Origin of the sequence: Sphingomonas sp. CFBP9019, from assembly GCF_034045155.1 — a bacterium.
In the GTDB taxonomy this organism is placed as follows: Bacteria; Pseudomonadota; Alphaproteobacteria; order Sphingomonadales; family Sphingomonadaceae; genus Sphingomonas; species Sphingomonas aerolata.
This window is the reverse complement of sequence record NZ_JAXCWK010000005.1, coordinates 421,823-445,530: the sequence shown is the minus strand read 5'-3', so window position 1 is coordinate 445,530 and position 23,708 is coordinate 421,823. Positions and strand designations below refer to the sequence as shown.

Genomic DNA, 23,708 nt, shown 5'->3' with positions numbered 1-23,708 from the left:
CGTTTCCGAAAAATCGTTTTCCTGGGCCGCTAGGCAAAAACTGCCTGCCGCCCGTCCTATAATAGGCGGGAAAGCAGGTGCCCGGTGCGCCGCCGCCGCGAAAACACACGGAGCGGCGGCGAGGCGGAAGGGCCCTGGCGACACGAGAAAAGGGGCCAGCGTGGCAGAGGACAGCAGCATCGAGCCGGTCGAGGGCGAAGCGCCCGTCGCGACACCGGCCAAGCGCAAGATCACGCGCAAGACCGCGATCCTCGCCGCGGTTGGGGGCGTGGTGCTGCTCGGCGGCGGCGGCGGTGCGTATATGATGCTCGCGGGGGGCGCGCCTGCCGAGACCGAGGCTGCGGCGGAAGGTCATGGCGGCGGCGGCGGCGAGGCGCATGCCAAGGGCGGCGGGGAAGAGGGCGGCGAGGGCGGCGCGCACGAACCGTTCGACGTGCCGCCGATCATGGTCAATCTGCGCTCGGCGGACGGCGCACCGCATTTCCTCAAGGTCCATGTCATGCTGCTCCCCGGGCCCAAGGCGACCGAGGAGAGCCTGAAGGCGAAGCTGCCGCTCGTGCTCGACGCGTATCAGCCGTTCCTGCGCGAGCTTCGGCCCGAGGATCTGGCCGGCTCGGCGGCGGTGTTCCGGATCAAGGAGGAACTGCTGCTGCGGACGCGCGAGGCGGTCGGCGAGGGCGAGGTGGCGGGCGTCCTCATCCAGGACCTGATCCAGCAATGAGCGGCGATTTCATGGAATTCGACGATTTCGCGCTGCCCGATCCGCCCGCGCCGGGGGTGGTCGGCGGCGCGCTCGACCAGGCCGGGATCGACGCGCTGTTCGGCGATGTCGGCCCGGAGCGGGCGCGCACCGGATTGAAGGCGGTCATCGAATCCGACGTCATCAGCTATGAACGGCTGCCCATGCTCGAGGTCGCCTATGACCGCATGGTGCGGCAGTTCGCGACCTCGATGCGCAACCTGACCTCGGACGCGATCGACGTCAGCCTCGAGGAGGTGACCTCGATCCGCTTCGGCGATTTCATGGGGCATGTCGCGCTGCCCGCGATGATCGGCGTGTTCCGCGTCGAGGAATGGCGCAACTACGGGCTGATCACGGTCGAATCGGGCCTGATCTACGCGGTCGTCGACGCGCTGCTCGGCGGGCGGCGCAGCGGTGCGCGGCCGGTGATCGACGGGCGCGGCTTTACCGGCATCGAGACCGGGCTGGTCGCGCGGATGCTCAATCTGGCGCTCGACGATCTCGGCGCGGCGATGCGGCCGATCACGCCGGCAACGATGACGCTCGAACGGATCGAGACCAGCCCGCGGTTCGCGTCGATCGCCGGGCCGACCAATGTCTGCACCATGGCCACGCTGCGCGTCGACATGGACGGGCGCGGCGGCTGCTTCAATGTGCTGCTGCCCTATGCGACGATCGAACCCGTGCGCTATCTGCTCGCGCAGCGCTTCATGGGCGAGGCGCTCGGCCCCGAGAACATCTGGGGCGCGCACATGGCCGCCGAGATCCGCAACACCGAAGTCGCGATCGACGTCGTGCTGGGCGAGACGCTGATGACGCTGGGCGATGTCCGCGCGCTCGCGCCCGGACAGACGCTGACGCTCGGCCGGCGCCCCGACGATCCGCTCGAGGTGCATGTCGGCGGCGTGCCGCTCGCGCGCGCGACGATCGGCCAGCGCCGCAACAATATCGCCGTCAGGCTTGCCACCGATGTCGCCAGAGGACCCCTGAAATGAGTTTCGCCACCGTCGCCAACCTCGCCACGATCATCCTGTGTGCCGCCGTCCTCGTGCAGAGCGTGCGGATGATGCGCTCGCTCCACGCGGTCCGCAGCAGCGGCATCGCCGAGATGGTCGCCGCGCTCGACACCGCCACCGGCGAAGCGCGCGCGGTGCTGTCCGAGCTCAAGGCCGCGCTCGGCGCCTGCGCGGACACCACGCGACCGCTGGTGGAGAGCCGTGCGATCGCCGAGGAACTCGCGGTCATGATCGGCATCGCCAACGCGTCCGCGGACCGGATCTCGGAGGTCGCCAACGCCGCGCACCGGCGCGGGACGCCGGCGCCGAAGCGCGGTGCCGCCGCGCCTGCCGCGCGCCGGGTGGAGGATGCCGCGTGATCGGCCGCCCCTCACTGCTCGTGCTGACCGCGGCGTCGGCCGCGCTGGCGGGCGTTGCCAATGCGGTCGGGATGGCGGGCGCGGACGCGCCGGTGCCGCCGTCGCGGCTGGGCGTCGCGATCGCCGAGGACGGCAATGCGCGCGACAAGGCCGCGACGCGCCGCGGCCGCACGCTCGACCTGCGCGAACAGGCGGTGCGTGCGGCGGAGATGCGGCTGAAGGCGAGCGCGGATGCGGCTGCGGCACCGCCGGCGTCTGCCGCCAACGCCGCCCCGGTGCCCGACCAGTTCGACGAGCTCGCGCGAATCTACCAGGCGATGAAGCCCGCGGCGGCGGCGCTGGTCATGGAACAGCTCGAGCTCGACGTGCAGATGCGCGTCGCGCAGCGGATGCGCGAACGTTCGACCGCGATGATCATGGCGGCGATGACGCCGAAGGGGGCAGCGGCGCTGACGATGGCGCTTGCCCGGCGCCAGGCGGCGCGGCCGGCAAAGACCGCGGCGGCCGCCGCCACGGGCGGCGCGTCGCCGGCGTTGCCGCGCACGCGCTAGCGGCCGCTAGCAGCGGCGTTCCGATGGGGCCAGCCGGCGATGTCGGCAAATGAGAGCAGCGTGTGAAACGCATAGCCCGCCTGGTCGTCGCGCACCCAACGCACCGTCGCGTTGCGCGGCGGCAGGCCGGGAATCGCGATCCGGACCAGGGTGCCGGGCGCGGGCGGGCGGGCATGGATCAGCCGACAGCCCGATTGCGACAGGTCGTGCAGCCGGTGGACGCAGGGCCGTCCCCCCGCCCAGACCAGCGCGGTGCCGGTCGCGGGAAGCCGCGGTGCGCGCGGTTGCAGCCGAAGGTCGCCGCCATTGTGGCGCAGCACCGCGCCGACGTCGATCGGCGCATCGAATTTCACGCCCAGCTTCGTGCCGTTGCTCCAAGCGACCCGCCCGGCGATACGGATGAAGTTGCGCAGCTCGATCGTGACCGCGTCGCCGGGGGCGAGCGCTGCGGTACAGTCGACCCCCAGGCCGCTGGCTGAGATATTGCGCGCGCGACAGACATGCTCGCCCGTCGCCGCGATCAGCCGCCCGAGCAGCAGGATCCGCGTCAGCCGGTGTTCACGCGCGACGTAGCTGTTGGCCAGTGCGTCGCGAGGCTCGGTCACGCCGGCTCGGCCTTGGTGATCGCCACCTTCCGAACTGCACCGCGCCCGAACACCTCGATCGCGGCGGCCTGGACGACGCGCTGGAGCCCGGCGACGTCGGGCAGCATCCCGTCGCGCCCGGCGGCGAGCGGCGCGCGATAGGTGCGCATGTTGATCGCATGGCGCAGCAGCGGCAGGCGTTCGCCGATCTCGGCCGCCTTTTCGGTCGCGACCTCGAGCCCCGCATCGAACCGGACATAGCCCGCCAGCCGCCCGTCGCTAAGCACCAGCGGCGCCAGCACCTGATCGACGGGGACGAACTGCGTCTCGACCGGGGCCGGCGCGGCCGCCGCGCTGCCGGACTTGGGCGGATGCGGCACGACGAACCGCGTGGTCGCGATCGCGGCCGCACCGCCGACGCCCGCGCCGGCGAGGATGAGGAGCAGGGCAAGGACAAGACGCTTCATCATCGACGGCTCAGAACCTGAAGCTGGAATCGGTCGGCAGCGCCGATGCGCTGGCCTTGGCGACGATGGTGATGCGGCGATTTTCGGGGCGATCGGGCTGGTCGGGATAGACCGGCCGGGTGTCCGCCATCGCCACCATCTCGGCGAACCGGCCGGCGGGCAGTCCCGCGGCGATCATCGTGGTGCGCGCGGCGAGCGCGCGCTCGCCCGACAGCCGCCAGTTGCCCTCGCCCCCGCTCGCATCGGTATGCCCCTCGATCGCGATCGGCGCGGCCGACGTCGCCAGCTTGCCCGCGACCCGCGCGAGCATCGTGCGCGCAAAGTCGTTCAGCTCGGCGGTACCCGGGCGGAACATCGAATGCCCCGCCGTGTCCATCAGGCTGATCCGCAGCCCGTCGCGATCGGGCTCGAAGCGCGTCGCGATCCGGGCGCGTTCGGCGGGGGGCAGCGTGTCGATCGCGATCCGCATCTCCTGCGCCAGCACGCGCAGCGACGCGTCGGGGATTGCCGCGGTGCCGCCGCGCGCGACCACCGCGACCGTGTTCGGGGTATCGCCGCCATGCGCCGGCCGCGCCCCCGCGCTTGCCCCGCTGCCCGATCCGCTCGCGCCGCCAGCGCCGCCTTCGGGGCCGCCGCTGCTCGGCGTGAAATATTCCGCCAGCCCCTTCAGCCGCGCCTTGTCGGGACTGCTGATCAGCCAGAGCAGCATGAAGAACGCCATCATCGCGGTCACGAAATCGGCATAGGCGACCTTCCACGCGCCGCCGTGATGCCCGCCGCCGACGCGCTTGATCTTGCGGACGATGACGATCGGCCGGTCATTGGCGGGACGCGCAGCCACCGGGTCAGGCGCCCTGGTCGAGCGCGGCGCGCAGCCGGGTCTGGATCGCGCTCAGCCGCACGGGCGCGACCGCATCATGCGAGCCGAGGCCTGCGGCGAGCCGGTCGAGCACCGCCGCGCTCTCGTCGGTATGTTGCGCGAGCAGGTCGAACGCCTGAAGCTGGTCGACATAGTTGGCGGCGAAATGTTCGTCGCAGACCAGCAGTTCGGCGAGCTGTTCGATCAGCTTGCGGACGTGGCGCAGCTCTTCGGCGAGGGCCGCTTGCAGCAATGCCGCGAGGAGGTCGGGATTGGCCATGATGTTTCGCAAACCGTCAGAGGGAGGGGAGCAGCGCCGTTCAGAACAACTCGAGTTCGCCGCCCGCGAGCGCCATCGGCGCGGCGAGGGTGGGCACCGGTTCGGCGACGAAGATTGTCCGGCTCTTGCCTTCGAACGGCAGGAACTCGATCCGCCGTGCGCGCGTGCCGCCGACGTCGACATGGCCGATGGCGATGCCTTCGGTCTCGATGAAGCGGCGGGCGAACCGCGCGTTGCTCGATCCGATATTGCCGAGCCCGGCGATGATGTTCGCGCCGCCATAGATGTGCGCGCGCAGATTGCGCCGCGTCGACCCCGCCTGCATCATCGCGTTGATGAGCAGTTCCATCGCATGGATGCCGTAACGTTGCAGATCGCTGGGTGCGAGCTGCTGGTCGACGCCGGGTTCGCCGAGCAGGAAATGGTTCATGCCGCCGACCTGCGCCACCGCATCGTGCAGGCACACCGCGATACACGAGCCGAGCAGCGTCGTGATGATCGTGCCGGGCCGTGAGACCGCGATATGCTCGCCCTGGATGATGGTGATCCGCTGCATCAGGACAGCGCGCCGAACACGCGCTCGATCTTGTCCTTGAGCGACGCCGGGGCGAACGGCTTGACCAGATAGTTGTTGACGCCCAGCGCCGCCGCCTTCTGCACGATCTCGCGGTCCGAAGAGCCGGTGAGCATGATGAAGACGGTCTTGCCGATCACCGGATCGGTGCGCACCGCCTCGAGCAGCTGCAGGCCGTCCATGTCGGGCATGTTGAAGTCGGAAATGATGAGGTGGACGCGGTCGGCGCGGACCGCGGCGAGCGCCTCGGCCGCATCGCCCTTGTCGCGCACGTCGCGGAAGCCGAGGTCCTGGAGCGAGCGACGAATCATCGCGCGCATGCTCGCCTGGTCGTCGACCACCATCACTTTGATCTGGGATGCAGCAGGCATCGTTAGGTTCCGTTTCTACTTGCCGCACGCCGCGAGGATCGCCTCGGGCAGTGCCGCCAAACTGAGTTCACGCTCGATCGCGCCGAGCGCCGCCGCGGCCCGCGGCATGCCGTAGACAACGCAGCTGTCCTTCGACTGGCCGAAGGTGCGCGCGCCGGCGTGGCGCATCGCGAGCAGCCCCTGCGCCCCGTCGCAGCCCATGCCGGTCAGGATCACGCCGATCGCGCCGGGACAGCGTTGCGCCACCGACTGGAACAGCACGTCCGCGGCGGGCCGGTGACCGCCGACAGGATCGGCCGCGAACAGCCGGATGCTGCGCGTCGTCGTCCCCGCCAGCTCCATGTGCATGTCGCTGCCCGGTGCAATATAGACGGTGCCCGGGACGACCGGGCTGTTGTGCGTCGCTTCCGTCACGGTCAGCCGGCATTCGCGATTGAGCCGATCGGCAAAGCTCGCGGTGAACGTGCCCGGCATATGCTGGACGACCAGGATCGGCGGGCAGTCGGGCGGCAGCGCGCCGAGCAGCGAGAACAGCGCCTCGACGCCACCGGTGGAGGCACCGATCGCGATTACCGCATCGCTGCGGGTGCGCGCGGCGGCGGGCATCGCGACCGGACGCGACGGGGTGCTCGCCCGGACCGAGGATCGCGCCGCGGCCTTGACCGTGTCGCGCAGCAGCTGGGCATTGCGCGCCAGGTCGGCGGGATCGCCGGTCGGCTTGGCGATGCAGTCGACCGCGCCGAGCCGCAACGCCTCGATCGTCACCGCCGCCCCGCGCGCGGTCAGCGTCGAGCACATCACGACCGGCATCGGCCGCAGCCGCATGATCCGTTCAAGGAAGGACAGGCCGTCCATCCCCGGCATCTCGACGTCGAGCGTCAGCACATCGGGTTCGAGATCCTTGATCATCGCGCGCGCGACATTGGGTTCGGGCGCCATGCCGACGACCTCGATCTCCGGATCGGCGGACAGGATCCGCGCCAGCGCGACGCGGATCGCGGCGCTGTCGTCGACGATGAGGGTGCGGACGCGCGCCATCACGCCGCCCCGCCGGGCTTGACGTAGATCGTCTGGCCACAGCTTTCCATCACCGTGGTGGCAGGGCCGACCAGCCGCTCCGAATGGCCGATATACAGATGCCCGCCCGGCAGCAGCATCTCGACCAGCCGGTGCTCGAGCTCGGCCTTCGCCCGATCGTCGAAATAGATCATCACGTTGCGACAGAAGATTGCGTCGTAGCGCTGGCGCATCGGCCAGGCCTCGAACAGGTTGAGCACCCGCGCGGTCACCATCTCGCGCGCTTCGGGCGCGATCTCGAAATCATTGCCCGCGGGCCGGACCCACGCGCGGCGATAGGCGTCGGGGATCGGCGCGACGACCGAGTCGCTGTAGACGCCGCGCTTCACGCTCTCGACCACATGCGGGGCGAGATCGGTCGCGAGCAGCTTCACGTCCGCGCCGCGCAGCCATCCCGCGCTCGCCCGGTCGGTCCCGAGCAGGCACATCGCGATCGAATAGACCTCCTCGCCGCTCGAACAGCCGGCCGACCAGATCCGTACCGGGCGCGTGCGCGCGGCGGTCTTGATCGCGGGCATCGCGACGTTGCGGAAATGCTCGAAATGGTGGTTTTCGCGGAAGAAATGCGTGTGGTTGGTCGTCAGCGCGACGACCATCGCGGCGCGCTCCGCCGGATCCTGCCCGACGAGCCGGACATAGTCGCGGAACGTCTCGAGCCCGTGCATCCGCAACCGCCGCGACAGCCGCCCATGGACGAGCGTCTTCTTGGCGATCACCAGATGGATGCGCGCATCGCTCTGCATGATCGCGGCGATCGCGTCGAATTCGGCGTCGCCCAGCGGCGGACCGCCGGGCAGATCCGGGTTCGGCGTGGCCAGGGGGGCGAGCATCGTCGTCACGCGGCGAGATCCAGGTGGCGGGTCAGGCTCAGCGCGTCGAGATCGAGCAGCAGCACCATCACGCTGTCGCCGTCACCCGCGCTGCTCGCCTCGCCGGTGCGCGTCTGCGTCTTGACCAGCCCGGCGATGACGCTGGCCTCGCCGATCTCGACCTCGGGCGCGGGGCGGATGTCGCTGTCCTTGATCAGGACGATGTCGGCGACCTCGTCGACCAGGAAGCCGGCCTGCTTGCCCGCGATGTTGACGACCAGGATGCACGAGCGCGCATGGATCACGCTCGGCGCCCAGCCCAGCCGCTCGGCCAGGCCGACCACGGGCACGACCGTGCCGCGCAGGTTGGTGACGCCCTTCACGAAGCTGGGCACGCCCGGCAGCGGGGTCGGCTCGTCCCATTCGCGGATCTCGATCAGCGACGCCATGTCGATGCCGAAGGTCTGCTGACCGAGCGAAAAGGTGACGATCTTGCGTTCGCCCGGGGTGTCGATCGTGCTCATGCGGCCAGTCCTTTCGTGACATAGCGGTTGGGGGTCTGCGCGGCCGGTCCGACCAGCGCTTCGATATCGAGGATCAGGGCGATCGAACCGTCGCCTAGGATAGTGGCACCGCCCAGCCCGCGGATCGGGTGGAGATTGCGGTCGAGGCTCTTGATGACGACCTCGCGGCGATCGTCGATCGTGTCGACGAGCAGCCCGACATGCCCCGCCGTCTCGGTCTCGACGATGATGACCAGCGACTCCTCGGGCTCGCGCGTGTCATTGGCACCGAGCCCGAAGGTGCGGGCCAGTCGCCGCACGGGGACGTAGTTGCCGCGCAGTTCGATGACCTCGCCGGTCGTCGTGGTCGGCTTGACCTGGCCACGCTCGGGCTGGACCGTCTCGACCACATTGGCGAGCGGCAGCACGAAGCGCTGGCCCGCCAGCCGCACGATCATCCCTTCGAGGATCGCCAGCGTCAGCGGCAGGATCATCGTGAAGGTCGTGCCCTTGCCGGGGGTCGAGCTGATCTCGACCCGGCCGCCCAGCGCCTCGACGTTCGAACGGACCACGTCCATGCCGACGCCGCGGCCCGAGATGTTCGAGATGGTGTCCGCGGTCGAGAAGCCCGGCGCGCAGATCAGCTGGTCGATCTCCTCGTCGGTCATCACCGCATCGGCGGCGACCACGCCCTTTTCGACCGCCTTGGCGAAGACGCGCGCGCGGTCGATGCCGCCGCCATCGTCGGCGACGCGGACCAGGATCCGCGCGCCGCGCTGCTCGGCGGACAGGCGGATCAGCCCCTCGGCGGGCTTGCCGTTGGCGAGCCGGACCGCGGCGCTTTCGATCCCGTGGTCGACCGCGTTGCGGATCATGTGGGTCAGCGGGTCGCCGATCTTCTCGATCACGCCCTTGTCGATCTCGGTCGTCTCGCCGCTGGTCTCGAGCCGGACCTGCTTGCCGGTCTCGGCGGACAGGTCGCGCAGCATTCGCGGCACACGGCTGAACGCCTGGCGGATCGGCTGCGCGCGCAGCGACATGACCGTATCCTGGATCTCGCGCGTCAGGCGGCTGAGCTGCGGCAGCTCGACCCGCTCCTGGTCCTTGGGGCTCAGCCGGTCGGCGAGGATTGACCCGCGGATCACGAGCTCGCCGACCAGATTGAGCAGCATGTCGAGCTTGACCAGTTCGACGCGAATGCTCTGCTGCGGCGGCTCCGCGGTCCGGGTGGGCTCGGGCTTGTCCTCGGTCGTCCGTGCCGGCGCGATCGTCGCCACGGGCGCCGGGGCCGGCGTCTGCGCGGGGGCGGGCGCAGGGGCGGGAGCGGGGGCACTCGTCGCGAGCGCGGGCGGTGCCTCGACCGCCGCGGGGGCCGCGGGCACCTGTTGGTGCGGGGCGACCTCGACGATCGATCCGGGCGCGACGAAATCGAACGAGTCGAGGATCGCTTCCTCGGTGACGCCGGCGGGCACACGGATCGTCCAGCCGAAATAGCTGCGCTCCGGATCCAGATCGCGCAGCGGCGGAAGCGCGGTCTGATCGACCGTCTCGACCACGCCGCCCATCATCTCGAGCTCACGGATGATCAGCAGCGGCTCGCTGCCGTTCGCCAGCGCGGCGTCGGAGGGGACGAACCGAACGATCCAGTCGGCGGGCGCCATGAGCTCGGCCGATGCCGCATCGTCGATCGCGACGGGCTCGAACCCGAACGGATCGAGCGGCTCGAGCGCGACGGTGACGGGCTCGAAGCCGAACGGATCGACGTCCGCCACCGGCGCGGGTTCGACCGGCGCGGTCGCGACCGGCGCGGGCGCGGCGTCGGTCTGCGCATCGGGCGCGCCGCCATTGGCGAGGATCGCATCGAGCGCCTCGAGCACCGCGGCGTCGTTGGGCAGCCCGGCATGACCCTGGGCGAAGGCGACGTGATCGGACAGCACGTCGAACGCCGCCAGCATGACGCGCGTCACGCCCGCAGTCGGCGCGATCCGGCCGGCGCGCACTTCGTCGAGCACGTTTTCGAAGCGGTGCGAAAAGGCGGTCAGCGCGACATGCCCGAATGCGCCGGCGCCACCCTTGATCGAATGGACCGCGCGGAACACGCCCGCGATCGTCGGTGCGGAGACGTCGCCCGCATCCATCGCCGACAGTCCCGCTTCCGCGGTCGCCAGCCCCTCGGCGCATTCCTCGAAGAAGATCGCCTGGATATCGTCGAGATCGTCGCTCATGGGCACACCCGACGGATCGCGGTGCCGAGCTTGGTCGCGTCGAATGGCTTGGTGATCCAGCCGGTCGCGCCCGCCGCGCGCGCACGCGCCTTCTTGTCCTCGGAGAATTCGGTCGAGAGTACCAGGATCGGCACGCCGCGGAACTCGGGTTTCGCGCGCACCGCCTCGATCAGCTCGAAGCCGTCCATCTCGGGCATGTTGATGTCGGTGATGAGCAGGTCGGGCTTGACCTCGCCCATGCGCTCCAGCCCGTGACGGCCGTCATTGGCCGCCTCGATCGTGTAGCCCTGCGCGGTCAGCGATGCCTTGAGCAGCATGCGCATGCTCGCGGAATCATCGACGGTAAGGATCGTCTTGCTCACAATTGGTCGTCCTTCTGGGTGTCGTCCGTCTCGATAAGGCCGATCGCCCCGGCCAGCTGACAGCGCCTGACGCGGTCGACAAAGGCGGGGCTGGGATCGGTGATCGTGAAGCACTGGCCGTTGCCGAGCGCCTCGTGGCGCGCGGCGACCAGGATCTGCAGCACCGCCTGGCCGACGCTGTCGACGCCGCTCGCGTCGACCTCGATGCTGCCGTCGAGATCCGCCGCGAGCACGAGGCGGACGCGGATGTCCTCCGCCGCGACCGTGCCGCAATGCGCGGGCAGGCACAGACCGCGCCCGGGGGCGGGGGGAGGCTGCACGTCCGACTCCAGGGGGGCGTCAGGCAGTAGCTGGGGCATGTTGGGCCTCTTCGAGAGCTGTCTCGAGTTGCTGGAAGGTCGGCGCCTTGGCCGACGGGGTCATGCGGCGGCCGATCTCGACCGCGATCTGCGTCGGCAGGCCCTGGGCATGGGCGACGATCGCGCTCTTCACGATCAGGAACGGCTTGCCATCGGCGTCGATCGTCTCGAGCAGCTTCGCCGCGAGCGGACCGACCAGGCAATAGGCGAGCAGCACGCCGAGGAAGGTGCCGACCAGCGCGCCGCCGATCATCGCGCCGAGGATCTCGGTGGGCTGGTCGATCGACCCCATGGTCTTGATCACGCCCAGCACCGCGGCGACGATGCCGATCGCGGGCAGGCCGTCGGCCATCTGCTGCAGCGCGTGCTGCGGCGCGAGCTCCTCGTGGTGATGCTTCTCGATATCGTTGTCCATCGCCTCGGCGATCTGGTGTGGATCCTCGAAGCTGACGGTCATCATCCGCAGGTAATCGCAGATGAAATCGGTCAGGTGATGGTCGGCGAGGACGCGCGGGAAGCGCGAGAAGATCGCGCTGTCGCCCGGCGCATCGAGATGCGGCTCGATCGCGGTCGGCCCGCCCTTGCGGAAGGTCGAGAGCAGGGTGAACAACAGGGTCAGCAGGTCGCGGTAATCCGCTTCCTTCCACCGGTCGCCCTTGAACGACCGCATCAGGCCCTTGCCGGCCAGCTTCACCGTCGGCATCGAATTGGACACCAGGAACGCGCCGATCGCCGCGCCGGCGATCGCCAGCATCTCGTGCGGAAGCGCGTGCAGGATGATGTCCATCTTGCCGCCCGACCAGATGAAACTGCCGAACACGCAAGCGAGGATCACGATAAGGCCGACGCCGTTTAGCATAGGTGCGATCACTCTTTCGTGGGGGACGACGTACCCGGTCTTATAGGATGCGGGGGGGACGCCCGGTCCGGGGCGGGCGGCTTTTCTCCGGGTCGTGCGCGAATGCTTATGCCGCCGCGCGGCGACCACGGAGCGCGCGCGCGTCCTACTATGGCGTCATGTTCCTAAGCGGAGTTCCCATGTCCCTGACCGCCTATCACCGCGCGCGCACCATCACGGAGACGCCGCGCGCCGCCGAATATCGCCTGATGCAGCAGGTGACTGGTGACCTGATCCGCGCGCGCGAAGCCGGGCTCAGCGGCGTGACGCTGACGCCAGCGCTGTTCCGCAACCGCGAGGTGTGGAGCGTGCTGTCGAGCGCCTGCGCGGCGCGCGGCAATGCGCTGCCCGAGGGCCTTCGCGCGTCGATCGTGTCGCTCGGCCTGTGGGTCGACCGCTATACCAGCGACGTGGTGGCCGGGCGTGACGGCGTCGACGCGCTGATCGAGGTGAATTGCGCGATCATCGAGGGGCTGCAGCACGCCGTGACGCCGGCCTGACGCCCCACTGCCAATTCCGACGAAAACACGACAGAGCCCGTGTCCACCATCGCGGCGGACACGGGCTCTGTCGTTTTGCGCCCGGGACACGCCGGCGTCCGGGGTTGCTCATGGAACCGGGAACGAGGCCCGGTCCAAACGCGCGCGCCGTGAATGATCGGGGCGCGCGCGTCTGGTTCGTAAAATCAGAAACTGTTCCAGTCGTCGTCGCCGCCCGCATAGGCGGCCAGCGGGGTCGACGGCAGTGGTGCGACCGGCGAGCTGTACGGCGCAGGCGCGCCATGGGGGGCAGCGGCCACCGGTCCTGTATCGACCGCGCGGTCGTATGCAGGCGCCGCCGCAACGGGCGCGGCACTGGCCCGGGCTGGCGTCGCCATGCGCTGCGTCCGCGCGCCATCGCGGCCGTCGATGCGGAACTGGGCCGCCTGTTCGGTCAGCCCGCCGACCTCGCGCGCCAGATTGCGCGCGGCGGCGGAGGTTTCCTCGACCATCGCCGCATTCTGCTGCGTCGCCTGGTCCATCGTCCCGATCGCTGCCGAGATCTGCGTGATCGCGGCGGACTGCGCCTGATTGTCGGTCGCCATCGTGCCGAGCAGTTCATGCACCTGGCCGACATCGTCGGAGATCGCGGACAGCGCGCCATCGACCTTCTGCACCGCCTCGACCGCGGTGACGATATCGGTCTGCGTCGTGGTCAGCTGGTCGCGCGCGCGCTTCGCCTCTTCCTCCGAGCGCATCGCAAGCGCCGAGACGAGATCGGCGACGACCGCGAAACCGCGCCCGGCATCGCCCGCGCGGCCCGCCTCGACCGCGGCGTTCATCGCCAGCACGCGCGTCTGGAAGGCGATCTTGTCGAGCCCTTCGATCACGCTGTCGATCCCCTTGGCGCTGTCGGCAACGCGGCCCATCGCCTGGACCGCCTCGTCGGCGACGGTGCGGCCGCCGCCGACCGTGGCGATCGCCTGGTCCGCGCGCGCGACCGTGCTGGCGGCGGCGATGGCGGAGGCCTTGAGCCGGCTGTCGATCTGCGTGACCGACGCGGCGGTTTCCTCGAGCGACGCGGCACTCCCTTCGGTCCGCCGTGCGAGATCCTCCGACGCCTGCGCGATCTCGCCCGACCCCGTCCGGATCGTCCGCGCGGTTTCGGACACCGCGCCGATCAGGTCGCGCAACTTGCCCAGCGCGTCGTTGAAATTGGTCTTGAGCGTGGCGAATTCCGGCGGGAAGTCGGCGGTGATCGACGCGGTCAGATCGCCCCGCGACAGCCCGGAAAGATGCTCCGACACGGTCTCGACGACCTGCTTCTGCGCCGCCTCGACCCGCGCCTTTTCGGCATCGGCGGCGATCTTGGCGATGCCGGCCTCGCGGAAGGTCTGGACCGACCGCGCCATGCCGCCGATCTCGTCGCCGCGCGCCTGGCCCTCGACCTCGCGCGAGAAATCGCCGCCCGCCATCTGCGCCATCGCCTCCTGAAGCCGCACCAGCGGCCCGGTGATCCCCGACCGCGTGACGACGATCGACAGCATGATACCCGCGATCACGCTGCCGATCGCGGTGATCAGCAGCGTTCGCGAGGTCGACGTGGCGTCCGCGGTCAGCGCCGCGGCCTGCGCCTTTGCGATGCCGGTGCGGGTATCGGTCAGCTGCCGGTTGGTCGCGATCAGCGCAGCGACCTTCGGGTTGGCGGCGTTGAGGACGCGCATCGCGTCGTCGTTGCGATTGGCGAGGCCGAAGGCGACCGCCTGTGCGGTCAGCCGGTGGAGGTCGTCGATCGCGTCCGCCAGCGCCGCGACCCTAGGCGCGAGTTCGAGTTCGCGCGCTGCCACGCCCGCCAGCCGGGTTCTGGCGGACCGGTACGACGCCTCGGCATCCGCCGCCGCGGCGCGCGCGTCTGCGCTGCGCCCGTCGAACGACACGGTGCGATAGGCGGCATAGACCATTTCGGTCGCCTCGCGCGATACCCGCGCCAGTTCGACCGCGCCGGGCAGCGTCCTGGTCACCAGCCCGGTCGTCGCGCGATCCGCCGCGCGAAGCCGCTGCGACCCGTTCCAGGCGAGGAACAGGCTGACCGCGCTGATCACGAGCAGCAGCGTGATGATCTTGGTCGAGATCCTGAAGTTATTCAGAAACGTCATCGAAGGTCTCCGGAATTGGTCCCCGTCGGCCCGCCGCGGCGGCGCGCGGGGTCACAAGCTGTTGTTGAGCGCGATCGGGGTGGGCTGGTCGGCGTGCGACAGCGTGCCGGACGCGCGATAGACCATGCTGCGCCCGCCCGAGAGGCGCTTGGCCTCCGCGGTGATCGCCGCCATCAGGTCGTCGCACAGCGCGATCCGTCGCTCGAGCAGCGTCGCGTTGAGCGTCAGCTTGTCGAGCACGCCCGCGAGCAGCATCGCGCTGCGCTCGCAGTCCGCGTCGTCCGGCCGCACCCTGTCGGCGGCGCGGTCGCGCAGCAGCCGACCCTGTTCCGCCTCGATCAGGCCGACCATCCGCATCTTGGCGGCGACGAGTTCGGGCGGCAGCAGGTCGAAGCCCGGCGTGCCGAGCCGGTCATTCTCCTCGTCGAGGATGAGGTCGAGCGAGAGCAATGCTTCGTCGAGGTCGTGGGTCACGCGGCGGATCCTTCCTGCAGGGCGATGATCTGTCTGAGGACCGCGGGGGCCAGGCCGACGCCGCCCGCCGCAGCGATCGCGGTGCCGAGCTTTTCGGCCAGCACGCCGCGGAACATCTCCTCGCCATGCCCACCGGAAAATGCGCCGTCGGTCTCCACCGTCGCCATCATCATCTGCGTCATCTGGCCGAGGAACACCGCCTCGAAGCTCTTCGCGGTCTGCGCCGCCTTCGAGTCCGGGACGGCCGACGATGCGGGTGATGCGGGAATGGGTGCGATCATTGTACGGCGATCTCGGCCTGGAGGGCACCTGCCGACTTGACCGTCTGCAGGATGGTGATGAGGTCGCGGGGCGACACGCCGAGCGTGTTGAGTCCTGCGACCAGCGATTGCAGCGAGGCGCCCTCGACGATCGCGAGCGAGGCGCCACCGCCGTCGTCGACGCCGATCCGGGTGCGCGGCAGGACCGCGGTCTGGCCTTGCGACAGCGGCGCGGGCTGCGACGCGACCGGCGTCTCGCTGACGGTGATGGTCAGCCCGCCCTGCGCGATCGCGACCGGGCTGATCCGGACGTCGGCGCTCATCACCACCGTACCCGACGCCTCGTTGATCACGATCCGCGCGGGCTGGTCGACATTGACGGGCAAATTCTCGATCTCGCCGAGCAGGTCGACGACATCGCCGGCAAAGCCGCCCGCCGCCGCGATCTCGACCGTGCCGGGGTCGAGCACGTGCGCGGTCCCGGCAAACCGGCCGTTGATGACGCCCGCGATATGCCGTGCGGTGGTGAAATCGGGGTTCTTGAGCGCGAGCTTGAGGCTGGTCGCCGAGCGCAGCGCATAGGGCACCTCGCGTTCGACGATCGCCCCGCCGGCGATCCGCGCGGAGGTCGACACGCCGCGGCTGATGCTCGCGCCCGCGCCCTGCGCCTTGAAGCCGGAGACCGCGACGGGCCCCTGCGCGACCGCATAGATATTGCCGTCGAGTGCGCGCAGCGACGATACCAGCAGCGTCCCGCCCTGCAGGCTGCTCGCATCGCCGATCGCCGACACCTGGACGTCGATCGTCGAGCCGGCGCGTGCGAAGGGCGGCATCGTCGCGGTGACCGAAACCGCGGCGACATTGGCGGGCTTCATCTTGGCGTCGCGCACGTTGACGCCCATCCGCTCGAGCATCGCCTGCAGCGTTTCCTCGGTGAAGGGCGCGTTGTTGGTGCGGTCGCCGGTGCCCGGCAGGCCGACGACCAGGCCATAGCCGACCAGCTGGTTGGTGCGGACATTCTGGATGTCGACGATGTCCTTCACGCGCGACGACGCGGACGCCGCGGTCGTCGCGGCACAGGCCAGCACGACCGACAGGATCGCCCGGGCATGTCGCCGGGCATATCGCCCGACATATCGAGCGCGCGAAAGGGGCATGCGGCGGGACCTCGACACCGTTGAACTCTGCCAGACTTATAGGATAGGCTGCGCCGTCACGGGCTGGCCGGGGATGAAATGAGGATCGACACGCTCCCCGTTCTGCTGCGGCAGGCGCTGCTGGCGACTTTGGCTGGCCGAAGCGCTGCGGACGGTACGGGGTTCTCCGCCACCGCCGCGACGGGCTCCGATCCGGTCGGCGGCCCCGCGCCGCGGCCGGTCGCCGCGATGCCGCAGCCGGCGACCTCGGTGCAGATGCTGGTCGCGCTCGCGGCGATCGATCCCGCGGTCGAACGGCGGCGCCGGCAGGCGGTCGCCGCGGAGCGGGGGCTGACGCTGCTCGACCAGCTCGATCGCGAGGTCGCGCAAGGGGCGGCGGCCCCCGAGGCGCTCGTCGCGCTGGCGGCCTGGACGCGCGATTTCACGCTGCCCGAGGATCCGCAGCTTGCCGATATCGCGCGCGCGGTCGAGCTGCGCGTCCGCGTCGAGCTCGCCCGCCATGACGTGATCGCCTGACCCTCAGGCGCGGGCGCGGGCGATCCGCATGACATAGCCGATGATCTCGGCGACCGCGGCATAATGCTCGGCGGGGATCGGCTGCTCTATCTCGACCGACGCATGGAGTGCGCGGGCGAGCGGGCGGTTCTCGACGATCGGCACGCCCGCCTTGGTCGCCACCTCGCGGATGCGCAGCGCGACCGCGTCGACGCCCTTGGCGACGACGACCGGTGCGCCGCCCTGGGCATGGTCATAGCGCAGCGCGATCGCATAATGGGTGGGGTTGGTGATGATCACGCTCGCGTCCGGCACCGCGCTCATCATCCGGCGCCGCGCGCGCTGCATCGCGATCTGGCGGATCTTCGCCTTGATCTTCGGGTCGCCCTCGCTGTCCTTATACTCGTCCTTCAGCTCCTGGAGCGACATCTTGAGCTTGTTGAACCAGCTGCGACGTTGATAGACGAAGTCGAACAGCGCGAGCGCGACGACCGGAATCGCGACGCTCTTGACCAGGATCACGACCAGCCCGCCCGCGACGCCGCCAAGCTCGGCCGGATCGATCCCGACCAGCGTGTCGAGCGCGGCGGCATGCGGCCACAGCACCGTCACCGCGATCGCGACGATCACCGACAGCTTGGCGAGCGTCTTGGCGAATTCGATCAGCGCGCGCAGGCCGAACAGCCGCTTGGCCCCCGATACGGGCGACAGCTTGCTCAATTTGGGTGCGACGCGCGACCAGGACAGGCTCGGGCGGCCCTGGACCAGCCCGCCGAGCAGCGCGAATGCGACCAGCGCGGCGAAGACGGGGGCGAACACCGTCGCCAGCTGGCTGAACAGCCCGGTCGCGAGCGCCTGTGAGCCCTGCGGATCGATGCGGAAATCGTCCGCGCGACCCCATAGCCGCACCAGCATCGTCGCAAGCCGCGCGAAACCGTCGACGCCGAGCCCGCCCAGCACGACCAGCATCGCGGCGAAGATCGCGGCATGGCGCATTTCGGGTGCGCTCGGCGTGTCGCCCTTCTTGCGTGCATCGGCGAGCCGTTTTTCGCTCGGGTCATGCGTCTTCTGGTCCTTGTCGGCCATGCGGTCAGCCCCAGCCCGTCTGGATCCACTGCGTCATCGCCTCGGCAAAGCCCGTCAGCATCGCACCGAGCAGCGTCGCGAGCAGCGCGAGCCCGAACAGCAGGTTGACCGGCTGGGCGACGAAGAAGATCTGGATCGCGGGCGCAAGTCGCGCGGCGAGCCCCAGCGCGACGTTGAAGACGATCCCGTAGACGATCATCGGCGCCGACAGCGCGACCGCCAGCGCCAGCGACCGGCCCGCGGTCGCAACCGCCAGCGCGGAGAAATCGCCGGCGGCGGGGACGCCGCCGATCGGGAAGCTCGCATAGGAGCGGACCAGCGCGGCGATCCACAGGTGATGGACGAGCAGGCCCATGCACACCACGCTCGCGGCGACGCCGACCAGCTTGGAGACCACGCTCGCCTGGCCGCCCTGCGCGGGATCCGCGACGATCGCGGAGGTCAGGCCGATCTGGAGGCTGACGATCGACCCTGCGGTCGCCATCGCCAGGAACATCATCCGGACCAGCGCGCCGAGCCCGAGCCCGGTGGCGAGCTCGACCAGGATCAGCCCCGGTAATGCGGTCGTGTCCTTCGCGGCGGGCAGTGCGTAGGGTGACAACAGGCCCCACAGCCCGAGTGTCAGGCCGAACGCGATCATCAGCCGGATCCGGCCGGGAACAGCCTCTTCCGAAAAGACGGGCAGTAGCATCAGCACCGCACCGACGCGCGCGAACAGCAGCAGGAACGCGCTCGCCTCGATCGGCAGGCCCTGGAGGTCGGGCATCAGCCGGCGACGATGCGATCGGCGACGAGCGCGGTGAAGCCCGCCAGCGCATGGCCGATCATCGGCAGCGTCAGCAGCAGCGCGATGCCCGCCGCGACCAGCTTCGGCACGAAGGTCAGCGTCTGTTCCTGCACCTGGGTCAGCGCCTGGACCAGGCTGATGACGACGCCGACGATCATCGACACCAGCAGCAGCGGGCCGCAGATGGTGAGGAGCAGCATCATCCCCGCGCGGGCGATGTCGATCGCGACGGCCGGCGTCATGTCAGATCTGCAGCCGCATGATTTCGGAATAGGCGCTGACCATCCGGTCGCGCACCGCGACGACGGTGTCGAGCGCAGTCTCGGCCGCGCCCATCGCGGTCACGACGTCGATCAGGTCGCCCTTGCCCGCGACCTGCTTCACGCCCGCACTCTCGGCGGTGCGCAGCGCGGCCGCGGTGGTGCTGACGAGCGATTCGACCATGGTGCCGAACCCGCCCGCGCCCTTGGGCGTCGCGGCGGCGGCAGTCTCGCCGAGCCCGCCAATCCCCTGTTCCGCGCCGACACCCAGCGCGCGACCATAGGCCGTCATCGCGTCCAAAGCTCCGATAGACATCGCGTTTCCTTATTTCAGCAGGTCGATGGTGCGCATCGTCAGCCCCTTGGCGGCCTCGATCGCGTTGAGATTGGCTTCGTAGGAGCGCTGCGCCGCCTTCATGTCGGCCGCCTCGACCAGCGCGTTGACGTTGGGGGTCAGGACATAGCCGGTCGCATCGGCGGCGGGGTTGCCCGGCTGGTAGCTGCGCGCGAACGCGGTCTTGTCGGTGTCGATCGCCTGGACCTTGACGCCCGTCGCGCCGGTGGCACGGTCGACATCGGCGCGGAAGCTCGCGACCTTGCGGCGATAGGGATCGCCGCCCGCGGTCGATGCGACCGAATCCGCATTGGCGAGATTCTCCGCGATCACCCGCATCCGCCGCGCCTGCGCCTTCAGCCCCGATGCGGACACCCGCAACGACGTATCGAGATCCATGATCCGTGTTCCCCGGGGCGCGGCCGGCATGGCGGCGGCGCCGTTGTTCGCTGTTGGGTATTCGCTGTTCGCAATCATCATAGGCAGAACTTGCCGCCCCCGGTCGCCACCCGGCATTTTCTTCCGGGTGCGCCGCACGAAAACCGCGTCCGGCGCCGGCACCCGGCAAGATTTTCCTATCATGGGGGCAGGAGGAGCGACCCCATGTCCGTGCTCGAAGATATCCAGATCGAGGTTTCGATCGTGCTGGGATCGGCCAAGGTGCCGATCCGCCAGATCCTGAACATGAGCCGCGGGGCGATGATCCCGCTCGATTGCGGCCATGACGAGCCGACCCAGGTGTTCGTTAACGGCAAGGCGGTCGCGACGGGCAAGATCTATGTCCATGAGGACGTGATGTCGCTCGAGGTGACCGAAGTGCTGCGCAGCGGGCGCGCCTGATGGAGATCGTCGCGGTGCTGCGCACGCTGGGCGGGCTGGGGATCGTCCTCGGGCTGCTCGCGGGGGCGCTATGGGCGGTCCGCCGCTATGATATCGCGCTGCCCGGCCGGATCGGCCGCGCGGTCCCCGACCGGCGGCTGGCGCTGGTCGAGCGCGTGGCGATCGACGCGCGGCGCTCGCTCGTGCTGGTCCGCCGCGACGGCTGCGAACATCTGTTCGTGCTGCTGCCCGACCGGGTCGCGGTGCTCGAGACGGGGATCGTCCGTGACGCGCCGCTGTCGTTCGCGGCCCAGGTCGAAAAGGTCGCGGCCGATGCGTAGGCGCCTGCTCCTGCTGCCCGCGCTCGTCCTCCTGTCCCTGCCGTCGCCTGCGATCGCGCAGACGGTGGCGGGCGCGCTCGGCGACGGGCCGCTCTCGGCGCGCGCGATCCAGCTCGTGCTGATGCTGACGGTGCTCAGCCTCGCGCCCGGCATCCTGATGACGGTGACGTCGTTCACGCGGATCGTCGTCGCGCTGTCGCTGTTGCGCAGCGGGCTCGGCGCGCAGGGCGTGCCGCCCAACCCGGTGATGATCAGCCTCGCGCTGTTCCTGTCGATGTTCGTGATGGCGCCGACCTTCGAGACCGCGTGGCAGCAGGGCGTGCAGCCCTATACCGCGGGCCGGATCACCGAGACGCAGGCCTTTGCCAAGACCGCCGAGCCGTTCCGCGTCTTCATGCTCTCGCAAGTCCGCGACGACGATCTCGCGCTGTTCAACCGGCTGGGCAAGACCGCGGCGGCGCCGCGCGCGCAGACCGGTCTGGCGACGCTGGTCCCCGCCTTCATGATCTCCGAACTGCGGCGCGCGTTCGAGATCGGGTTTCTGCTGCTGCTGCCGTTCCTCGTCATCGATCTGGCGGTGGCGGCGGTGCTGATGGCGATGGGGATGATGATGCTGCCGCCGCCGACGATCTCGCTGCCGATGAAGATCATCTTCTTCGTGCTCGTCGACGGCTGGGCGCTGGTCTGCGGGTCGCTGGTGCGCAGCTTCGGGACCTGAACGCCGCCGCCGGATTACCCGGCGGACTGGAGCTTCGTCAGCAATGCGATCGGGATCTGCGCGCCGTTGACGCCGAGCGTCAGATTGCCGTTCTCGGCGATCACTTCGCTGATCGTCCCGCTGGTGGTGACCGACACCGGCACGTCCGCGCCCGACGCATCGACGGCGGCGATCGACAGCGAATAGGGGCCGTTGGCCGCGCGCGATCCGTCCGCCAGCCCGCCATTCCACGTCACGCTACCGCTGGTGGCGGGGTCGAGCGCCATCGTCGCGACGGTCTTGCCCGATCCGTCGGTGATCGTCGCGGTCAGCGCGGTGACGCCGCGCGGCGCCGAATAGGTCCAGCTCGCCCCCGTCTCCGCGCTCAGCCCGGCGACCGTCGAGTTGAACTGCCCGACATGGCCGATGAAACCCGACGCCTGCGCCATGTTCTGCGTGGTGAGCTGCGCCAGGATGTCGTTCAGCTTGCTGGTCTGCTGGATCGTCTGCTCGACCTGCGAGAATTGCGCGAGCTGCTGCGTATATTCGGTCGAATCCATCGGCTTGAGCGGATCCTGGTTCTGCATCTGCGTGGTCAGCAGCTTCAGGAACATGCTGTAGTCGGCGGACGCGCCGCCCAGCGTCGGCCGGGTCACGCTGGCGCCGAGCGCGGACGTCGTCGAAAGGCTCATGATCATAGTCCTCAGGCGGTGAGATCGACGCGCCCGCTGGTCCGCAGCGGGCGATAGATCGGGGTTTCGGCAAAGCCTTGATACTCGGTGTCGGCACGCCGCTGCCGCGTCTGGGGCTGGCGCGGGTCGGCGCCGGGCTGGCGCTGGCCGGGATCGTTGCCGCCGGGCGTGCGTGTGTCGAACCGCAGGCTCTGCGCGTCCGACCGGAGTCCGGCATCGGCCAGCGCGCGGCCCAGATCGCCGCTCTCGCGGCGCAGCATCTCGAGCGCGCCCGGCGTGTCGGCGGTGACGACCGCGCGCAGCGTACCCGCACCGTCGAACGACAGCCGGACCTCGATCCGGCCGAGGTCCTTGGGGTCGAGCCGGACGGTGATCGTCTCGGGCTTGCCCGCGACCGCATGGTGCGCGATCGCGACGCCCATCTCGGCCCCGAACCGGCCCGGTCGGGCTGCGACGATGGTCGGTGCAGCAGGCTGGTCGTCGCGACCGGATGGCATGAAACCCGCGTTCAGGACGCCAGCCGTGCCGGCGGGCTGTTGGGATGAAGCGCCCGGATCCGGCGGGCGGACGGCTGCGTCCGGCACGGCGGCGGACGGCGGGGCCGTGACGACCGGCTCGCGACCGGGCTGGGCGGTGTCGGCGCCAAGATGCGGGCGGGGTACGGCGCCCGCCGCTTCCGGTACCGCCGCCCCCGGTCCCGCCGACACGCCGATCACGTCCACCGGGTCGGTGGTGGTCGAGGACCCCGGGGGGCCATGGTCGCGCGTGGCGGCGAGTGGGTTTTGCGGCGCTGCCGACGGAGCGGCAGCCACGGCCGGGTTCGGCGCGCCGTGCCGCGCGGCCGACGGGTCGATGGGACTTGCCGGGGCGGGAGCAGGGGCAGCCAGGGGGGCCGCAGGTGTGGCAAGGGATAGGGCAGCGGTCGTTGCGATCTTCTCGCGTCGCGCGACCGGTCGCGGACGCGTCGCGGCCGGCCGGAGCGTCCCGGTATCGCGCGCAGGCGTCGTCGCGGTCGTCGTCTCCGCGCGCGCGACCGCGGGGCGTGCATCCGGGGTGATGGCCGGCGCTGTCGGCTGGGCCGTCTGGAGCGGTGGCGCGTCCGTCCGCGCCGATGATGGGTCCGGCGTGGGCGGCGCGACGAGCGGCTCCCCGGGCGGCTCTGGTTTCTCGTGCGCGGAGGCCTCGCCCAGCGGGTCGACAGGCAACGGCTCAGGATCAGCGGATTGCGTGGTCGGCGCGCTCGCCGCGACCGGAGGCGGGGTGTCGAGGAGCACGGGATCGAGCGAAGCGGGGGCAGGCGGTTCAAGCGCCGCCGCTGCGACCGGGATCATCGCTGCGGGCACGGGCGCCGCGCCCGGCGGTGTCGGCGCAGGGGCGATCGTCACGACCGGAGCGGGCAGGGGGGCGGGACCGGGCCGCGCCATGCCGGGCTCGACGATCGCGCCGGCGGCCGCGTCGATGCGCGCCAGCACGTCCGCGAAGCCCGGTGACCCGGCAAGCTCGAGCGATCCCGGCGCACCCAGACCGGGCGCACCCAGACCGGACGCGGTCGGACCCGCCGGGGTAACACCCGTTGAGGGCAGGCTCGTTGGAGCCAGGCTCGGCGTCAGCGGCCAGCCAGATGTCGCGATCATC

Annotated in this window: 33 protein-coding genes; 9 read left to right on the top strand and 24 right to left on the bottom strand. The window is 70.2% G+C overall.

Going from position 1 to position 23,708, the window contains the following annotated elements; all coding sequences use genetic code 11:
• Nucleotides 1-160 precede the first annotated feature (160 nt).
• The 4 genes from SOM18_RS17170 to SOM18_RS17155 are packed head-to-tail and all read left to right on the top strand — an operon-like array spanning nt 161 to nt 2,668.
• Nucleotides 161-721 (top strand): flagellar basal body-associated FliL family protein, encoded by a 561-nt coding sequence (locus SOM18_RS17170; protein ID WP_320482055.1) that lies wholly within the window; start codon nt 161-163, stop codon nt 719-721.
• Nucleotides 718-1,737 carry a flagellar motor switch protein FliM gene (fliM, locus tag SOM18_RS17165; protein WP_320482054.1) on the top strand — a complete coding sequence of 340 codons (1,020 nt, stop codon included), beginning with the start codon at nt 718-720 and terminating at the stop codon, nt 1,735-1,737. Before SOM18_RS17170 ends, fliM begins: the two co-directional genes overlap by 4 nt.
• A complete protein-coding gene (locus SOM18_RS17160) occupies nt 1,734-2,117 on the top strand; it encodes a DUF6468 domain-containing protein (protein ID WP_320482053.1) in 384 nt (127 codons plus the stop codon). Before fliM ends, SOM18_RS17160 begins: the two co-directional genes overlap by 4 nt.
• Nucleotides 2,114-2,668, top strand: coding sequence for a hypothetical protein (locus tag SOM18_RS17155; protein WP_320482052.1), 555 nt, complete (start codon nt 2,114-2,116; stop codon nt 2,666-2,668). Before SOM18_RS17160 ends, SOM18_RS17155 begins: the two co-directional genes overlap by 4 nt.
• Here SOM18_RS17155 and SOM18_RS17150 read toward each other — a convergent pair.
• From SOM18_RS17150 to motA, 13 genes are read right to left on the bottom strand one after another with little or no spacing between them, the layout of a single operon-like run.
• Nucleotides 2,665-3,273 (bottom strand): PilZ domain-containing protein, encoded by a 609-nt coding sequence (locus tag SOM18_RS17150; RefSeq protein ID WP_320482051.1) that lies wholly within the window; start codon nt 3,271-3,273, stop codon nt 2,665-2,667. The two genes, SOM18_RS17155 and SOM18_RS17150, sit on opposite strands and share 4 nt — an antisense overlap.
• Nucleotides 3,270-3,722, bottom strand: coding sequence for a flagellar basal body-associated FliL family protein (locus tag SOM18_RS17145; protein WP_320482050.1), 453 nt, complete (start codon nt 3,720-3,722; stop codon nt 3,270-3,272). The genes SOM18_RS17150 and SOM18_RS17145 overlap by 4 nt, the downstream gene beginning before the upstream one ends.
• Before the next feature lie 7 nt (nt 3,723-3,729).
• Complete coding sequence (locus tag SOM18_RS17140) at nt 3,730-4,560, bottom strand: flagellar motor protein MotB (protein ID WP_320482049.1); 831 nt, start codon at nt 4,558-4,560, stop codon at nt 3,730-3,732.
• A gap of 4 nt (nt 4,561-4,564) precedes the next feature.
• Entirely contained in the window at nt 4,565-4,858 is a 294-nt protein-coding gene (locus SOM18_RS17135) for a hypothetical protein (protein WP_320482048.1), read from the bottom strand.
• Nucleotides 4,859-4,898: 40 nt separating this feature from the next.
• Nucleotides 4,899-5,414: a chemotaxis protein CheD gene (locus SOM18_RS17130; RefSeq protein WP_320482047.1), complete on the bottom strand. Its 516-nt coding sequence runs from the start codon at nt 5,412-5,414 to the stop codon at nt 4,899-4,901.
• Complete coding sequence (locus SOM18_RS17125) at nt 5,414-5,803, bottom strand: response regulator (RefSeq protein WP_320482046.1); 390 nt, start codon at nt 5,801-5,803, stop codon at nt 5,414-5,416. Before SOM18_RS17125 ends, SOM18_RS17130 begins: the two co-directional genes overlap by 1 nt.
• Nucleotides 5,804-5,818: 15 nt before the next feature.
• The gene (locus tag SOM18_RS17120) at nt 5,819-6,841 is read right to left on the bottom strand and encodes a chemotaxis response regulator protein-glutamate methylesterase (RefSeq protein ID WP_320482045.1); all 1,023 of its coding nucleotides are present in this window, start codon (nt 6,839-6,841) and stop codon (nt 5,819-5,821) included.
• Nucleotides 6,841-7,710 carry a protein-glutamate O-methyltransferase CheR gene (locus SOM18_RS17115; protein WP_320482072.1) on the bottom strand — a complete coding sequence of 290 codons (870 nt, stop codon included), beginning with the start codon at nt 7,708-7,710 and terminating at the stop codon, nt 6,841-6,843. The genes SOM18_RS17120 and SOM18_RS17115 overlap by 1 nt, the downstream gene beginning before the upstream one ends.
• Nucleotides 7,711-7,715: 5 nt before the next feature.
• Complete coding sequence (locus SOM18_RS17110) at nt 7,716-8,213, bottom strand: chemotaxis protein CheW (RefSeq protein WP_320482044.1); 498 nt, start codon at nt 8,211-8,213, stop codon at nt 7,716-7,718.
• Nucleotides 8,210-10,417, bottom strand: a complete 2,208-nt coding sequence (locus tag SOM18_RS17105) for a chemotaxis protein CheA (RefSeq protein ID WP_320482043.1) — start codon at nt 10,415-10,417, stop codon at nt 8,210-8,212. Before SOM18_RS17105 ends, SOM18_RS17110 begins: the two co-directional genes overlap by 4 nt.
• The gene (locus tag SOM18_RS17100) at nt 10,414-10,779 is read right to left on the bottom strand and encodes a response regulator (RefSeq protein ID WP_320482042.1); all 366 of its coding nucleotides are present in this window, start codon (nt 10,777-10,779) and stop codon (nt 10,414-10,416) included. The genes SOM18_RS17105 and SOM18_RS17100 overlap by 4 nt, the downstream gene beginning before the upstream one ends.
• Entirely contained in the window at nt 10,776-11,099 is a 324-nt protein-coding gene (locus SOM18_RS17095; protein WP_320482041.1) for an STAS domain-containing protein, read from the bottom strand. Before SOM18_RS17095 ends, SOM18_RS17100 begins: the two co-directional genes overlap by 4 nt.
• 19 nt (nt 11,100-11,118) lie before the next feature.
• Nucleotides 11,119-11,997 carry a flagellar motor stator protein MotA gene (gene motA, locus SOM18_RS17090; RefSeq protein ID WP_320482040.1) on the bottom strand — a complete coding sequence of 293 codons (879 nt, stop codon included), beginning with the start codon at nt 11,995-11,997 and terminating at the stop codon, nt 11,119-11,121.
• Nucleotides 11,998-12,176: 179 nt separating this feature from the next.
• On the opposite strand from motA, the gene flaF reads away from it, so the two are divergent.
• Entirely contained in the window at nt 12,177-12,536 is a 360-nt protein-coding gene (flaF, locus tag SOM18_RS17085) for a flagellar biosynthesis regulator FlaF (RefSeq protein ID WP_320482039.1), read from the top strand.
• Nucleotides 12,537-12,721: 185 nt separating this feature from the next.
• Here flaF and SOM18_RS17080 read toward each other — a convergent pair whose 3' ends face one another.
• From SOM18_RS17080 to SOM18_RS17065, 4 genes are read right to left on the bottom strand one after another with little or no spacing between them, the layout of a single operon-like run.
• Entirely contained in the window at nt 12,722-14,671 is a 1,950-nt protein-coding gene (locus tag SOM18_RS17080) for a methyl-accepting chemotaxis protein (protein ID WP_320482038.1), read from the bottom strand.
• Between the two features lie 51 nt (nt 14,672-14,722).
• A complete protein-coding gene (locus SOM18_RS17075; protein WP_320482037.1) occupies nt 14,723-15,145 on the bottom strand; it encodes a flagellar biosynthesis protein FlgN in 423 nt (140 codons plus the stop codon).
• Nucleotides 15,142-15,426, bottom strand: a complete 285-nt coding sequence (locus tag SOM18_RS17070; protein WP_320482036.1) for a rod-binding protein — start codon at nt 15,424-15,426, stop codon at nt 15,142-15,144. The genes SOM18_RS17075 and SOM18_RS17070 overlap by 4 nt, the downstream gene beginning before the upstream one ends.
• Nucleotides 15,423-16,562, bottom strand: a complete 1,140-nt coding sequence (locus SOM18_RS17065; protein WP_320482034.1) for a flagellar basal body P-ring protein FlgI — start codon at nt 16,560-16,562, stop codon at nt 15,423-15,425. The genes SOM18_RS17070 and SOM18_RS17065 overlap by 4 nt, the downstream gene beginning before the upstream one ends.
• A gap of 78 nt (nt 16,563-16,640) precedes the next feature.
• On the opposite strand from SOM18_RS17065, the gene SOM18_RS17060 reads away from it, so the two are divergent.
• A complete protein-coding gene (locus SOM18_RS17060; protein WP_320482033.1) occupies nt 16,641-17,078 on the top strand; it encodes a flagellar assembly protein FliX in 438 nt (145 codons plus the stop codon).
• Nucleotides 17,079-17,081: 3 nt separating this feature from the next.
• Here the strand turns inward: SOM18_RS17060 and flhB are convergent, their stop codons facing one another.
• The 5 genes from flhB to flgC are packed head-to-tail and all read right to left on the bottom strand — an operon-like array spanning nt 17,082 to nt 19,923.
• Nucleotides 17,082-18,143 (bottom strand): flagellar biosynthesis protein FlhB, encoded by a 1,062-nt coding sequence (gene flhB, locus SOM18_RS17055; protein ID WP_320482032.1) that lies wholly within the window; start codon nt 18,141-18,143, stop codon nt 17,082-17,084.
• A 4-nt stretch (nt 18,144-18,147) separates the two neighbouring features.
• Complete coding sequence (locus SOM18_RS17050; RefSeq protein ID WP_320482031.1) at nt 18,148-18,909, bottom strand: flagellar biosynthetic protein FliR; 762 nt, start codon at nt 18,907-18,909, stop codon at nt 18,148-18,150.
• Nucleotides 18,909-19,172, bottom strand: a complete 264-nt coding sequence (locus tag SOM18_RS17045; protein WP_320482030.1) for a flagellar biosynthetic protein FliQ — start codon at nt 19,170-19,172, stop codon at nt 18,909-18,911. Before SOM18_RS17045 ends, SOM18_RS17050 begins: the two co-directional genes overlap by 1 nt.
• Nucleotide 19,173: 1 nt before the next feature.
• Nucleotides 19,174-19,506, bottom strand: a complete 333-nt coding sequence (locus tag SOM18_RS17040; RefSeq protein WP_320482029.1) for a flagellar hook-basal body complex protein FliE — start codon at nt 19,504-19,506, stop codon at nt 19,174-19,176.
• A 9-nt stretch (nt 19,507-19,515) separates the two neighbouring features.
• On the bottom strand, nt 19,516-19,923 hold the full coding sequence (gene flgC, locus SOM18_RS17035) for a flagellar basal body rod protein FlgC (RefSeq protein ID WP_320482028.1): 408 nt from the start codon (nt 19,921-19,923) through the stop codon (nt 19,516-19,518).
• A 204-nt stretch (nt 19,924-20,127) separates the two neighbouring features.
• On the opposite strand from flgC, the gene SOM18_RS17030 reads away from it, so the two are divergent.
• From SOM18_RS17030 to fliP, 3 genes are read left to right on the top strand one after another with little or no spacing between them, the layout of a single operon-like run.
• Nucleotides 20,128-20,364 carry a FliM/FliN family flagellar motor switch protein gene (locus SOM18_RS17030; protein ID WP_320482026.1) on the top strand — a complete coding sequence of 79 codons (237 nt, stop codon included), beginning with the start codon at nt 20,128-20,130 and terminating at the stop codon, nt 20,362-20,364.
• Entirely contained in the window at nt 20,364-20,684 is a 321-nt protein-coding gene (locus SOM18_RS17025) for a flagellar biosynthetic protein FliO (protein ID WP_320482025.1), read from the top strand. Before SOM18_RS17030 ends, SOM18_RS17025 begins: the two co-directional genes overlap by 1 nt.
• Nucleotides 20,677-21,402, top strand: a complete 726-nt coding sequence (fliP, locus tag SOM18_RS17020; RefSeq protein ID WP_320482024.1) for a flagellar type III secretion system pore protein FliP — start codon at nt 20,677-20,679, stop codon at nt 21,400-21,402. Before SOM18_RS17025 ends, fliP begins: the two co-directional genes overlap by 8 nt.
• A 14-nt stretch (nt 21,403-21,416) precedes the next feature.
• On the opposite strand, the gene SOM18_RS17015 is transcribed toward fliP, so the two are convergent.
• On the bottom strand, nt 21,417-22,073 hold the full coding sequence (locus SOM18_RS17015) for a flagellar hook assembly protein FlgD (RefSeq protein WP_320482023.1): 657 nt from the start codon (nt 22,071-22,073) through the stop codon (nt 21,417-21,419).
• 11 nt (nt 22,074-22,084) lie between these two features.
• Complete coding sequence (locus SOM18_RS17010) at nt 22,085-23,707, bottom strand: flagellar hook-length control protein FliK (protein WP_320482022.1); 1,623 nt, start codon at nt 23,705-23,707, stop codon at nt 22,085-22,087.
• Nucleotide 23,708: the final 1 nt, after the last annotated feature.